Raw genomic sequence first — 12709 nt, 5'->3', positions numbered from 1 at the left:
ATTTTATGACTAAATAATCGCCACATAATCAGGCAGTTAAAATAAGTTGTGCACTAAATTTGACTTCGGGCACGCATATTGTATTTTATTTAGGCTTATCTTGACCCTCTGCCTATTTTACAGGCTCAAGGGCTTAAATCTCCGCTCAAAAAGAAGGAGCCCCGCATGCAACTCGACAGCAGACTCGAAACTATCTATCAGGAAGTCATTAACCGTAATCCCGGTGAAAGCGAATTTCATCAGGCAGTTCGCGAGGTCCTCGATTCTCTGGGCCCGGTCGTGGTCAAACATCCGGAGTATCTGGAGAGCAAACTCATCAATCGCCTTTGTGAGCCGGAACGCCAGATCATCTTCCGGGTTCCCTGGACGGATGACAAAGGAAATGTTCAGATCAATCGTGGTTTCCGCGTCGAGTTCAACAGCGCCCTCGGCCCCTACAAGGGCGGCCTGCGCTTTCACCCCTCGGTCTATCTTGGCATCATCAAATTCCTCGGCTTCGAGCAGATTTTCAAGAACTCCCTGACCGGCCTGCCGATCGGCGGCGGCAAGGGCGGCTCGGACTTCGATCCTAAGGGCAAGTCGGATGCTGAAGTCATGCGCTTCTGCCAAAGCTTCATGACCGAGCTGTACCGTCACATCGGCGAGCACACCGACGTCCCGGCTGGTGATATCGGCGTTGGCGGCCGCGAGATCGGCTATATGTTCGGCCAGTACAAGCGCATCACCAATCGCTGGGAAGCCGGCGTCCTCACCGGCAAAGGCCTCAAGTGGGGCGGCTCTTTGGCGCGCACCGAAGCGACCGGTTACGGCGCCACCTTCTTCATCAATGAAGCCCTCAAGGTGCGCAAAGACACCTTCGGCGGCAAGACCTGTCTGGTCTCCGGTTCCGGCAACGTTGCGATTTACACCATCGAGAAGATCCATCAGCTCGGCGGCAAATGCATCGCCTGCTCCGACTCCAACGGCGTCATCGTTCATGACAAAGGCCTCGACGTCAACCTGATCAAACAGCTCAAAGAAGTCGAGCGTCGCCGCATCGAGGACTATCTGACCTACCACAAAGATGCCAAGTACATCAAAAATGGCAACATCTGGGATATCCCCTGCCAGGTCGCCATGCCTTCAGCCACCCAGAACGAAATCAACGGCAAGGATGCTCTCACCCTGGTCAAGAACGGCTGTATCGCCGTTGGCGAAGGGGCGAATATGCCGACCACGCCGGAAGGGGTCAAAGTCTTCCTTGACGCCAAGATCGCTTACGGTCCAGGCAAAGCAGCCAACGCCGGTGGCGTCGCCACCTCGGCCCTGGAAATGCAGCAGAATGCCCAGCGCGATTCCTGGTCCTTCGAAGAGACCGAAGCCAAGCTGGAAAAGATCATGGTCAACATCCACAAACTTTGTTATCGCACCTCGGAGGAGTACGGCTCCCCTGGCGACTACGTCCTCGGCGCCAACATCGCCGGCTTCATCAAAGTCGCCGATGCCATGGTTGCACATGGCGTGATCTAATTCACATCGCTACACACACCACAAAAAAATCCCCCGGCTATTCAGTCGGGGGATTTTTTTGTGTTAAAAATCGAAGCATTATCGCTGCTTTTCTCTCAGAAGATATTGCCTCGCAAGGGCTGTTCTCACTCAATCTAAGACAGCAACGCACCGGTACAACTGGAGCCTTCGCCGGCAGTGCAGCAATAACAATGCTCGGAAAGAGAAATCTTCTTACCGTTGATGCTGCTGTCATCCAGTTCCCAAAGATAGATTTCCGCGCCGTCCGCTGCGGTGATGGCCATGCCGAGAGCCTGATTGAAATCACAATTATAGAGTTTTCCTTGCCAATCGACACTGATCAGGCTGCGGCACATGATACTTTCGGCCGTTTCAGGATTAAAACGACTTGCGAGCAGTTGCAGGTATTCCGTATAGGTACCGCTGGCTTCGAGATGTTCACGAAAACGGCCGATCGGAGCGTTGGTGATCGTGAAAAGGTGGTTGAAGGTGATGCCGTGTCGGGCCAACAGCTCTTCCTTGTAGGCCGCTTCCAGATCATGCTGCCGGCCAGGAATAAATTCTCCCCCGGGATTGTAGACGAGATTCAGCTCCACTTCACGACCATAGCCGAGGGCGTTCAGTTGCTTTAAGACCTGAACACTCTTCCGATAGACCCCCTGACCGCGCTGCCCGTCGACATTCTCTTCGAGATAACAGGGGAGGGAAGCGATGATCGTCAGTTCATGCTGCCGACAATACTCCGGCAACCACTCCCGCCCCGATTCGGCCATAATCGCGAGATTGCTGCGCAGAAGCCGGTGCGGCGTCAGGCCATCTGTCCTCTCGATGAGAGTGCGGAAGTTCGGATTCATCTCAGGGCAGCCGCCGGTGATATCGAGCGTGAGATGGGGATGTCGGGTAAGGAATAAGATAATCTGCTCGATGACTTCGAGCCCCATGACTTCCGTACCACGATGGGAAGCGTTCACATGGCAGTGATGACAGTTCAGGTTGCACAGGTTGCCGAGATTGGCCTGGAGGGTCTGCAAACTGGCAAAGGTTTCAAATTCCGGATTAACCGCTTGTAAACGATCTTTGAATAAAGGGATCATGTTTTTATTCTTCTCTCCGTTTTTCTTGCTTACACAGGAATTAGCGCCCTTAAGGGTTGCGAAATTAAGCCGTCTCAAACCGATTCATCCAACAGACCCGCCGCCGCGCGATCCGCCCACCAGCGCAGTTCGCCGGACCGGGGACGGATCCGTTGCGCCGGGTACTGTATCGTTTCGGTCGGTGCATTCAGGATCTTCGCCAGCATCGCTGCTTTGTCAGCTCCCGCCACCAGAAAGAGCACCACTGTCGCCTGGTTGATGATCGGCGCTGTCAGGGTGATCCGGCTGAAATCCTCTTCACGCCGGCGGGTGACGGCGGTCCAGCGCACCTGTTCTTCCAGAGCTGCCGAGCCAGGTAGCAGGGACGCGGTGTGGCCGTCATTGCCGATACCGAGGAGCGCCAGGTCGAAGCAAGGTGCTGCTCCGGCAAAGAAATCAGTCAGCTCGGCCTGATAGCGGTCGGCAGACGCTTGCGGCGACCGGTCGTAGCGGATCGAATGGATCTGCTCCGGCCGTAATGGCAGGCGGTCAAGGAGTGATCGCTGCGCCATTGCGGCATTACTGCGGGGGTCATCGGAAGGGACACAACGTTCATCTCCCCAGAAAAAATGGACCTCCCTCCAGGGAATCTGGCGACGTAGGGGGTCCTGTGCCAGGAGTTGATAAGTGCGGCGCGGCGTTTCGCCACCGGCCAACAGCACCAGAAAGCGCCCGCGCGCCGCCACCGCCTGCCGCGCCTGCGCGGCGAAGAACTCCGCCGCCGCCCGGGCCAGTGCCTCTTGGTCGGCAAAGACCTTGATCACGGCTCCTCCAGACCGGCCGGGTGCAGCCAGCTATGCCCTTCGCGAGCCAGCATCAGATCCGCCGCTTCCGGCCCCCAACTGCCGGCCGGGTAGTCGGGAAAATCGGCGGGAGGGACGGCTTCCCAGGCATCGAGAATCGATGTCACCACCTGCCAGGCACACTCCACCTGATCGGCCCGCATGAAGAGCGTGGCATCACCGCGAATCACATCGAGCAGCAGGGTCTCGTAAGCTTCGGGCGCCGGAGTCTTGAAGGCTTCACGGTAGCGAAACTGCATGTCAGCGGCTCCGAGCAGCAGGCGGGTCCCCGGCTGTTTGACCTGGATGCGGGTGTCGATCCCCTCTTCCGGTTGAATACGGATGACGATGCGATTTGGCTGCCAGCTTTCGACGGCGGCGGAGGGAAAGAACTGGTGCGGCGGTGACCGGAAGATGATGGAGACTTCCGACACCTTGGCCGGAAGGCGTTTGCCGGTGCGGAGATAAAAGGGCACCCCCTGCCAGCGCCAGTTGTCGATATGAAAGGTGAAAGCGGCATAGGTCTCGGTGGCGGATTCGGCCGAGACACTCTCCTCTTCCCGATAGCCCGGCACCGGGCTGCCGTGAATCGTCCCTTTGCGGTACTGTCCACGCACGGCGACGCGATGGATTTCTTCGTTTTTTATCGGCCGGAGGGCGCGCAGGACATCGACCTTCTTGTTACGGATTTCGTCGGCGTCAAAGGAAATGGGCGGCTCCATTGCTACCAGACAAAGGATTTGCAGGAGGTGATTCTGCACCATGTCGCGCAGGGCCCCGGCATGATCGTAATAGTCTCCCCGCGCTTCGACTCCGACCGTTTCAGCTACGGTAATCTGGACATGGTCGATATAGCGCCGGTTCCAGATCGGCTCATAAAGGGAGTTGGCAAAGCGGAAGGCGAGAATATTCTGGACGGTCTCCTTGCCGAGATAATGGTCGATCCGGTAGATCTGGGATTCGACAAACATGTTGCCGAGAAAGCGGTTGAGCGTTTGCGCCGAGGGGAGATCGCGTCCGAACGGTTTTTCCACGACCAGCCGGTCGCGGCTGCAATCCCGGCAGACACCTAAACGTTGCAGCATGGCTGCCGCCGGTTCCATGGTGTTGGGAGGGATGGCAAGGTAATAGATCCGATTGGCCCTGACTCCCCACCCTCCCTCGATCTCTGCCAATCGCGCGTTGAGAGCTATCCCGGAACTTTGGTCGGTAAGATCTTCGGAGACATAGGAGATCGTTTCGGCAAAACGCTTCCAGAGGGATTCATCGATCACCCCCCGCCGGGAGAACTGATCAACCCCGATGCGGATCTTGGCACGAAACCCCGCACTTTCAACAGTCTTGCGGGCCACGCCGATAATCGCAAATTGTTCAGGGAGATGCCCATCCAGGAGCAGGTTGTAAAGGGCCGGGACGAGCTTGCGCCAGGCAAGATCGCCACCGGCACCGAAGATAATAATAATCGTCGGTGCAAGAACGGAACGTTTCGGCATTCTACTTCCCTTTCTTGCGGGATTTTTCTTGATGGCCACCGAACTGGTAGCGCAGGGCCGAGAGGAGTTTATTGCCAAATTCTCCCTCACCGCGAGAACTGAAGCGCTGGTAAAGAGCGGCGCTGAGGACCGGCGCCGGCACCCCGGCGTCGATGGCGGCGTTAATCGTCCAGCGCCCTTCGCCGGAATCGGAGACCCGCCCGGCAAAGTCATTGAGCGTCGGATTGGCTGCGAAGGATTGGGCGCTGAGATCGAGGAGCCAGGAGGAAATGACACTCCCGCGCCGCCATAGTTCCGAGATGTCGGCCAGATTGAGGTCGTAGCGGAAGTGTTCGGGGTGGCGCAGCGGCGTTGTTTCGGCATCGATTTCCCGCCCGGCGCTGCCGACATTGGCGTGGTGCAGGAGGTTGAACCCTTCGGCGTACGCGGCCATCAATCCATACTCGATGCCGTTATGGACCATCTTGACAAAGTGGCCGGCACCACTCGGGCCGCAGTGCAGATAACCTTGTTCCGCCGTCGAATCCGCGGTGCTCCGTCCGGGCGTCGCAGGAGCGGCTCCACACCCCGGTGCCAGGGCGGCAAAGATCGGATCGAGATGCTGGACCGTCGCCGCTTCGCCGCCGATCATCAGGCAGTAACCGCGCTCCCGCCCCCACACCCCGCCGCTCGTCCCGACATCGAGATAGTGAATCCCCTGAGCGCTTAACTCGCCACTGCGACGGATATCATCGTGGTAGTGAGAATTGCCGCCATCGATGAGGATGTCGCCGGCATTCAGGAGCGGGAGAAGGTCAACAATCACCCCGTCAACCGCCGCCGCCGGGATCATCAGCCAGACCACCCGGGGGAGAGTCAGTCGGGAGATGAAAGAGGAGAGATCTTCACACCCCTGCGCCCCTGCCCCGACGAGGGCATTCACCGCCACCGCGTTACGACCATACACCACACATTCATGTCCACCTTTGAGCAGGCGCCGCACCATATCGCCCCCCATGCGGCCAATTCCGATCATGCCGATTTGCATCTTGTGCCTCCTTGATCCGGATAAGGACTCTGTTTGTTGCTAGTTCACAGCTTATGGCTTCCTCCTCTCCCCTTAATTAAAAGGAGGTCGAGAGGCGCCAGGCTTGAACTTATTATACAGCACCGGGATCAAAGCAAAGAATCCCAGGAGCGCAAAGGAGCCGAGGACCCGGGGGGAAGCGATCCCGGCCAGAGAGTCGATGGTCGCCAGGCTCGCGCCGGCATTGACATAGACAAATCCGCCGGGAATGATGCCGATCATGGTGGCAAAGAAAAAAGTCCGCAGCGGCAGACGGGTCAGGCCGGCGGCGAGGTTGATCAGAAAGAAAGGGAAGACCGGCACCAAGCGCAGAAAGAGGAGGTAGCTGAAACCCCGGCTTTCGAGTTCACGATTCATCCCCTCTAGTCTATTGCCAAATTTGTTGAGGACGATATCCCGCAGCAGGTAACGAGTGACGAGAAAGGCGAGGGTCGCGCCGATGGTGGCGGCGATGCTGGCATAGACCGTCCCCATGATTGAACCGAAAATCGCCCCGGCAGCCAGAGAGAGAATGGCGGCTCCTGGTAGGGACAGTACGGTCTGAATAATATAGATCGCCATAAAACTTGCAACCGTTAGAATTTTGTGCGCGGAATAGTAATCGAGGAGCGACTGCCGATTTGCCTTAAGGGCCGCCAGGGTCAGGAACCGACCGAGATCGAAGTAAAAGAAGAGGGCTATGGCAACAATGGCGGCGAAAGCCAAGGCAATTTTTTTATTGTTCACTTTTGGCATCCTTTTGTTGCCACTTTCGCCGAAAACTTCTCTTTATTTACGATGAAGCGCTCATGTGTCCCTTTACCGATCACTTCAACCTCGTCCCGTGCCTCGATTTCCCACACTATGCGTTTACCATCTACTTCAAGACACTTCACATGAGCCGTAACTTGCATCCCCGGGGGGGTCGCTGCTTGATGGGTGACATTGATCATCGTTCCCAGGGTAATCTCTCCCTCTTCCAGGTACGGCCGTAAAGCCTCCATGCAGGCCCACTCCATAAAGCCAACCATATACGCGGTGGCAAAGACTGACGGCATTGCACGGAAAAGATCCGATTCCGGATAGACGAACGGCACGGTCTTTTCCTTTGAAACCAGAAAGCTGAAGGTGTGTTCCAGGCCGGCGACAAGGTTTTCTTTCATAAATTTTATCTCCTTTTAGGTGAAAATCAGCTTCTTTGCCACGTTAACCAACGGCTCAACAAGTTCTTCACAAACGGGGTCAGCCTCGTCCGGTTGTGAGCGTCGGCCAGGCGTTTGATCACCTCGGCCTGAGTCGGGTAGGGGTGAATGGTCTTGCCGATGGCGGCAAGTCCAAGGCCACTGGTGATCGCCAGAGAGAATTCGTTGATCATCTCCCCGGCATGACGGGCGACAATGGTGGCGCCAAGGATTTTGTCAGTCCCTTTGCGCAGGTGGACGCGGGCAAAACCTTCTTTTTCGCCATCAAGGACAGCCCGGTCGATATCGGCGAGCGGCACGGTGAAGGTCGTCACTTCCATCCCTTTGCCCCTGGCATCCTGTTCATACATCCCGACATGAGCGATCTCCGGGTCGGTGTAGGTGCACCAGGGGATGGTCAGCGCCGAAGTTTTCTGCCGTCCCATGAAGAGGGCGTTGGCAATGAGGATGCGGGCGAGAGCATCGGCGGTATGGGTGAATTTGTAAGGAAAACAGATATCGCCAGCGGCATAGACATGAGGGTTCGAGGTTTGCAAGGTATCACTGACCTTCACCCCGGTTCGGTCGTAAAGAATTCCGCCCTTTTCCAGTTCGAGCCCTTCAATGTTCGGAGCCCGGCCGACGCCGACGAGAATCTCGTCCGCGACCACTTCCACCTCTTCGCCGTTACGCTCCAGGCGCAGGACCTTCTCGCTCCCTCGCTTTTCCACGTCGAGGATCTTGACCCCGAGCTGGAGATCGACCCCCTCACGGACAAAGGCGGCATGGAGGATCCCGGCAGCATCGCTGTCTTCGCGCCCGAGGATATGAGGACCGAGCTCGATCAGGATGACTTGACTGCCGAAGCGGGCAAAGGATTGCGCCAGTTCGCAACCGATGGGCCCGGCGCCGATCACCGCCAGACGGGGTGGCAGTTTTGTCAGGGAGAAGACCGTTTCGTTGGTGAGGTAGCCGCTCTCGTCCAAACCGGGGATCGGCGGCGCGGCAGCCCTGGCACCGGTGCAGATGGCGGCTTTTTTAAAGAAGAGCTTCTGCCCGGCGACCTCGACGCAATCCCGGCTGACAAAACTCCCCTGGCCGATAAAGACATCCACCCCGAGCTCATCGCGAAAGCGTTTGGCGGAATCGTGGTGACTGATATCGGCGCGCAGACGCCGCATCCGCTCCATCGCCGTGGCAAAATCAAATTGCAGCCCGGCGCCGCCGAGCACGCCGAAGTCACCACCGTTTCGGGCGTCAAAGAGGGCCCGGGACGCGCGGATCACCCCTTTGGAAGGGACGCAGCCGACATTGAGACAGTCACCACCGAGCAGGTGACGCTCGATGAGTGCAACTTTCGCCCCCAATCCGGCCGCCCCGGCGGCACAGATCAGTCCGGCTGTGCCGCCGCCGATAACTACCAGATTGTACCGTCCGGACGGGGTCGGATTGGCCCATTCCGATGGATGGACATTGGCGACCAGAGTTTGATTATGAGCATCTCGGGGGAATATTTCCGGACTTGTAGACGGACTTGCAGACATGGTATCGCTCCATTTCAAAATCACCATCCTTCCGTTACGTTACCTCGTTTCAGAAAAAACGTCCACGCAACATCTGAGGTAAGTTGCCTCAATTCCGCTCCACATGTTATCTTCCCGCCCATGAATCGACCGACCCCCCAACGTCCTGAACTCCTCGCCCCGACCGGCAGCCTGGAGGCCTTCTTTGCTGCCATGGAGAATGGCGCCGATGCCGTTTACCTCGGCCTCAAGGAGTTTTCCGCCCGCGCCAAGGCCAAGAATATCACCCTTGCTGAACTGGAACGGATGCTGAGCTGGGCGCACGCCCATGACCGCCGCATCTACGTCGCCCTCAACACCCTGGTCAAGGAGGAGGAACTCCCCCGACTGGTCGAGACCCTGGCTGATCTCGATGCCCTGCGCGTCGACGGCATCATCATCCAGGATCTGGCGATCTGGCGACTCGCCAGGGAACATTTTCCCAATCTCGAACTCCACGCCTCGACGCAGCTGACCGTACACAATATCGCCGGGGTGAAGATGCTGGAACAGCTCGGTTTTACCCGCGCCGTCCTCGCCCGCGAACTGACCCTGCCGGAGATCACCACCATCCGCCGCGCTACCACCATCGAACTCGAACACTTTATCCACGGCGCCCTCTGTTTCTGCTTCTCCGGTCAGTGTTACTTCTCGTCCTGGCTCGGCGGCAAGAGCGGCAACCGCGGCCGCTGCGCCCAGCCCTGCCGCCGGCGCTACCGCTACGGCCAGAAGGAAGACGGCTACTACTTCTCCCCCAACGATCTCTCCGCCATCGACCTCCTCCCTGAACTGGCGCAGGCGGGGATCTGCAGCCTGAAGATCGAAGGACGGATGAAGAGCGCCGAGTATGTCGCGAATGTGGTCGGCGCCTACCGCGCCGTCCTCGATGCCAAGGAGAAAGAACGCCCGCAGGTCATTGCCGTTGCCAAGGAGAAGCTCAAGCTCTCCTTCGGCCGGCCGCCAACCAAGGGCTTCCTCACCAGCAGCACGCCGAGCGATATCGTTTCGCCGCACACCGCCGGCGCGACCGGCCGTTTTCTCGGCGAGGTAACCACCTTCCGCGACGGTGCCATCACCTTCAAGAGCCGCGACCGCATCCATCTCGGCGACCGCCTGCGCATCCAGCCGAAGAGCGACAAGGCCGGACTCGCCTTTACGATCAAGGAATTGCGCGAAGGGAAGAACAGTGTCAAGCTTGTCGTTGCCGGCAAGGTCGTCACCGTCCCCACCCCCTTTCCCGGCCCTTTCCGGCCTGGCGACAGCGTCTACAAGGTTTCCTCGGAACAGGCCTTCACCCTCAGCGAAGCCGCCTGCAAACGGCGCCTCGACGGCCACGGCACGCGCCCGGCAATCGTCAACCTCAACGTGACCATGGATGATGCGCAGCTGCACCTGACCGCCGAAGCAGACGGGGCAAGGCTGCAGCGCAGCTACGACATCACCAGCTATCCTGCCGAGAGCCAGGGGCTCGACGCCAACATCCTGCGCAAGGTCTTTGCCGGCAGTGAAGGGGCGCTGAATCTCGGCACCCTCAGCGCCGAAGCATTACCGGCGGTGGTTGTCCCGCCGAGTCGTCTCAAGGAGATTCGTCGCGACTTTTATGCCGAATTGGGCCGGATTCTGGCCGAGTTCCGCCGCAGCCAACGCCGCGAGCGGCTGGCTGCCGCCACCGCCGCTCTCCTCCCGGCCGGTCCGCTGCCAGCCCCGCGCAAGCGCGCCTTCGATCTTGTCCTCGGCGACGGTCGCGATCAGCATGTCCTCAGTGATCCGTCGATCGCGCGGATCATCGTCCCCCTCACCGGCAGCAATGTCCAGGGGATCGCCGGCGGCAAGCGCAGTGGCGGACGCGAAGAGAAGATCATCTGGGATCTCCCCTTTATCCTCCTCGACCCGGTCTGGCCGGAGCTGCGGACGCTGATTCGCATCCTTGTCGAACGTGGCTACAAACACTTCCGGCTCAACAATCTCGGCCACTTCCCCCTCTTCAAGGGGATCGAGGGCCTGACACTGATCACCGGCACCCGCCTCTTCTCCCTCAACAGCCAGGCGCGCCTTGCCTGGAAGGAGCTGGGCGTTCAAGACACGACCCTTTATATCGAGGATGACCGCGAAAATCTGGCGGCGCTGCAACGCCGCGATGTCGGCATCGCCGCGAGCCTGGTCGTTTATGCCAATATCCCCCTCCTCACCTCGCGCATCGGCCTGAGGGGCCTCAAGGCCGATACGCCGGTGACCTCGGATCGCGACGAAGGCTACCGCGTCCAGCACCGCGACGGGCTGATGACCCTGCGGCCGGAGACCGATTTTTCCCTTCTCGGCCGCCTCAGCGAAGTCGATCGCCTCGGCCTCGATCATCTCGTCGTCGACCTGTCTCACCTCGGCCCCTTTTCGCCCCGCGGCAAACGGGTCATGGAGGCGCTGAAGCGCGACGAAGAGTTGCCGGACACCCTCCCCTTCAACTTTGAGCATGGCATGGAGTAGGAATCAACTCATGGCGCCAACACCCTTTGACCTCATCGTCGTCGGCGGCGGCATCGTCGGCACGGCGACAGCACTGGCGCTGACCCGCACCTACCCCGGTCTCAAACTCGCCATCCTCGAAAAGGAAGACCACCTCGCCGCCCACCAGACCGGCCACAACAGCGGCGTTATCCATTCCGGCCTTTATTACCGCCCCGGCTCCCTGAAGGCGCAGAATTGTGCCGCCGGCCGCGAAGCCCTTTATACCTTTTGTGCCGAACGGAAGATCGCGGTGGAGCGCTGCGGCAAGATCGTCGTCGCCACCCGCGAGTCGGAACTCCCCGCTCTTGACGAACTCGAACGCCGCGGCATTGCCAACGGCCTCGCCGGACTGGAGCGCCTCGATGCTGCCGGGGTGAAAGAACACGAGCCGCATGTCGCCGGCATCGCCGGCCTTTATGTCCCCCAGACCGGCATTGTCGATTATGTCGAAGTCACCAACGCTTATGCCCAGGTGGTGCGTGAAAGCGGCGGCGTGGTCCGTACCGGCTGCCGGGTCAACAAAGTCGAGCGTCAGGGGCAGGACTTTCGCCTCACCACCAATCAAGGAGACTTCGCCTGCCACACCCTGATCAACTGCGCCGGCCTGCAGAGCGACCGTTTCGCCCGCGCCTGCGGCATCGATCCGGGGGTGCAGATCATCCCCTTTCGCGGCGAATATTATCTGGTGACGCCGCAACGCCAGGATCTGGTGCGCAATCTCATCTATCCGGTCCCCGACCCCGCCTTTCCCTTTCTCGGCGTCCACTTTACCCGGATGATTCACGGCGGCGTCGAAGCCGGCCCGAATGCCGTCCTCGCCCTGCGTCGCGAAGGCTACGGCCGCTTCTCCTTCTCCCTCCCCGACCTCTTTGAGACCCTGACCTATCGCGGATTCTACCACCTTGCCCGGCGCTTCTGGCAAGTCGGCGCCATGGAGTACCACCGCTCCTACAGCAAGAGTCGCTTTGTCCGCGATCTGCAGAAGTTGCTCCCCGAGTTGCAAAAGGGCGATGTGGCGCGCGGCGGCTCCGGCGTTCGCGCCCAGGCGGTCGATGCCCAGGGCAAACTCCTCGACGACTTCCACATCATCAACAGCGAGGGGATGGTCCATGTCCTCAATGCCCCCTCGCCGGCGGCCACCGCCTCGCTGAGCATCGGCAGCACGATTGCGCAGCATGCCGGTAAAGCCGTACAGCGTTAACGCCACCGGGTTAGCAATGTGCTGCGGGGCGCTTACAAAAAAACAGGGTCACTCCTTTAAGAGCGACCCTGTCAACTTTCTGCAACTATTTTTCCCGAGAAGTTACGGTTTTTCCTGATCTTTTTTTTTGCTTCCGTCACGCGGAAGCTGACAGCTGTCTGACATTCAAGTCTGGATTCCCATCCGCGGGAGAATCCAGCGGTTAAGAGCAAACCAGACAAAAACAATTCCGGGCAAGATCATCCATTCCATGTTACGACTCCTTCTTTGAATGTTTCATATGATAAATGACACAACACCT

At 59.0% G+C, this 12709-nt stretch carries 10 protein-coding genes; 3 read left to right on the top strand and 7 right to left on the bottom strand.

All coding sequences use genetic code 11. From position 1 onward, the window contains the following. Window positions 1-165 precede the first annotated feature (165 nt). On the top strand, window positions 166-1509 hold the full coding sequence (locus CVU69_04590; protein PKN12982.1) for an NADP-specific glutamate dehydrogenase: 1344 nt from the start codon (window positions 166-168) through the stop codon (window positions 1507-1509). Window positions 1510-1643: 134 nt separating this feature from the next. Here CVU69_04590 and CVU69_04585 read toward each other — a convergent pair whose 3' ends face one another. The 7 genes from CVU69_04585 to CVU69_04555 form a co-directional block, all read right to left on the bottom strand. Then, window positions 1644-2603, bottom strand: a complete 960-nt coding sequence (locus tag CVU69_04585) for a DUF3641 domain-containing protein (protein PKN12981.1) — start codon at window positions 2601-2603, stop codon at window positions 1644-1646. 74 nt (window positions 2604-2677) lie between these two features. Further along, complete coding sequence (pgl, locus tag CVU69_04580; protein ID PKN12980.1) at window positions 2678-3406, bottom strand: 6-phosphogluconolactonase; 729 nt, start codon at window positions 3404-3406, stop codon at window positions 2678-2680. Further along, window positions 3403-4917 (bottom strand): glucose-6-phosphate dehydrogenase, encoded by a 1515-nt coding sequence (gene zwf, locus CVU69_04575; GenBank protein ID PKN12979.1) that lies wholly within the window; start codon window positions 4915-4917, stop codon window positions 3403-3405. Before zwf ends, pgl begins: the two co-directional genes overlap by 4 nt. A gap of 1 nt (window position 4918) precedes the next feature. Then, the gene (gene gnd, locus CVU69_04570) at window positions 4919-5944 is read right to left on the bottom strand and encodes a 6-phosphogluconate dehydrogenase (decarboxylating) (protein PKN12978.1); all 1026 of its coding nucleotides are present in this window, start codon (window positions 5942-5944) and stop codon (window positions 4919-4921) included. A gap of 72 nt (window positions 5945-6016) precedes the next feature. Continuing rightward, the gene (locus CVU69_04565) at window positions 6017-6718 is read right to left on the bottom strand and encodes a TVP38/TMEM64 family protein (protein ID PKN12977.1); all 702 of its coding nucleotides are present in this window, start codon (window positions 6716-6718) and stop codon (window positions 6017-6019) included. Then, window positions 6706-7125 (bottom strand): thioesterase, encoded by a 420-nt coding sequence (locus CVU69_04560; protein PKN12976.1) that lies wholly within the window; start codon window positions 7123-7125, stop codon window positions 6706-6708. Before CVU69_04560 ends, CVU69_04565 begins: the two co-directional genes overlap by 13 nt. A gap of 26 nt (window positions 7126-7151) precedes the next feature. Next, window positions 7152-8687 (bottom strand): mercuric reductase, encoded by a 1536-nt coding sequence (locus tag CVU69_04555; protein ID PKN12975.1) that lies wholly within the window; start codon window positions 8685-8687, stop codon window positions 7152-7154. Between the two features lie 120 nt (window positions 8688-8807). Here CVU69_04555 and CVU69_04550 point away from each other — a divergent pair, with 120 nt between their 5' ends. Both CVU69_04550 and CVU69_04545 read left to right on the top strand, forming a co-directional pair. Then, window positions 8808-11186, top strand: coding sequence for a peptidase U32 (locus CVU69_04550; protein PKN12974.1), 2379 nt, complete (start codon window positions 8808-8810; stop codon window positions 11184-11186). Between the two features lie 10 nt (window positions 11187-11196). Next, a complete protein-coding gene (locus tag CVU69_04545; protein ID PKN12973.1) occupies window positions 11197-12408 on the top strand; it encodes an L-2-hydroxyglutarate oxidase in 1212 nt (403 codons plus the stop codon). Window positions 12409-12709 lie beyond the last annotated feature (301 nt).

The organism is Deltaproteobacteria bacterium HGW-Deltaproteobacteria-4 (genome assembly GCA_002841765.1).
GTDB lineage: Bacteria > Desulfobacterota > Desulfuromonadia > Desulfuromonadales > UBA2197 > UBA2197.
This window is presented reverse-complemented; position numbering and strand designations above follow the sequence as displayed.

Bases quoted from the DNA above. Each gene is read 5' to 3' on its own strand.
- CVU69_04555 (PKN12975.1), bottom strand. From the start codon at position 8,687: ATGTCTGCAAGTCCGTCTACAAGTCCGGAAATATTCCCCCGAGATGCT.
- gnd (PKN12978.1), bottom strand. From the start codon at position 5,944: ATGCAAATCGGCATGATCGGAATTGGCCGCATGGGGGGCGATATGGTG.
- CVU69_04585 (PKN12981.1), bottom strand. From the start codon at position 2,603: ATGATCCCTTTATTCAAAGATCGTTTACAAGCGGTTAATCCGGAATTT.
- CVU69_04550 (PKN12974.1), top strand. From the start codon at position 8,808: ATGAATCGACCGACCCCCCAACGTCCTGAACTCCTCGCCCCGACCGGC.
- CVU69_04565 (PKN12977.1), bottom strand. From the start codon at position 6,718: ATGCCAAAAGTGAACAATAAAAAAATTGCCTTGGCTTTCGCCGCCATT.
- CVU69_04545 (PKN12973.1), top strand. From the start codon at position 11,197: ATGGCGCCAACACCCTTTGACCTCATCGTCGTCGGCGGCGGCATCGTC.
- zwf (PKN12979.1), bottom strand. From the start codon at position 4,917: ATGCCGAAACGTTCCGTTCTTGCACCGACGATTATTATTATCTTCGGT.
- CVU69_04560 (PKN12976.1), bottom strand. From the start codon at position 7,125: ATGAAAGAAAACCTTGTCGCCGGCCTGGAACACACCTTCAGCTTTCTG.
- CVU69_04590 (PKN12982.1), top strand. From the start codon at position 166: ATGCAACTCGACAGCAGACTCGAAACTATCTATCAGGAAGTCATTAAC.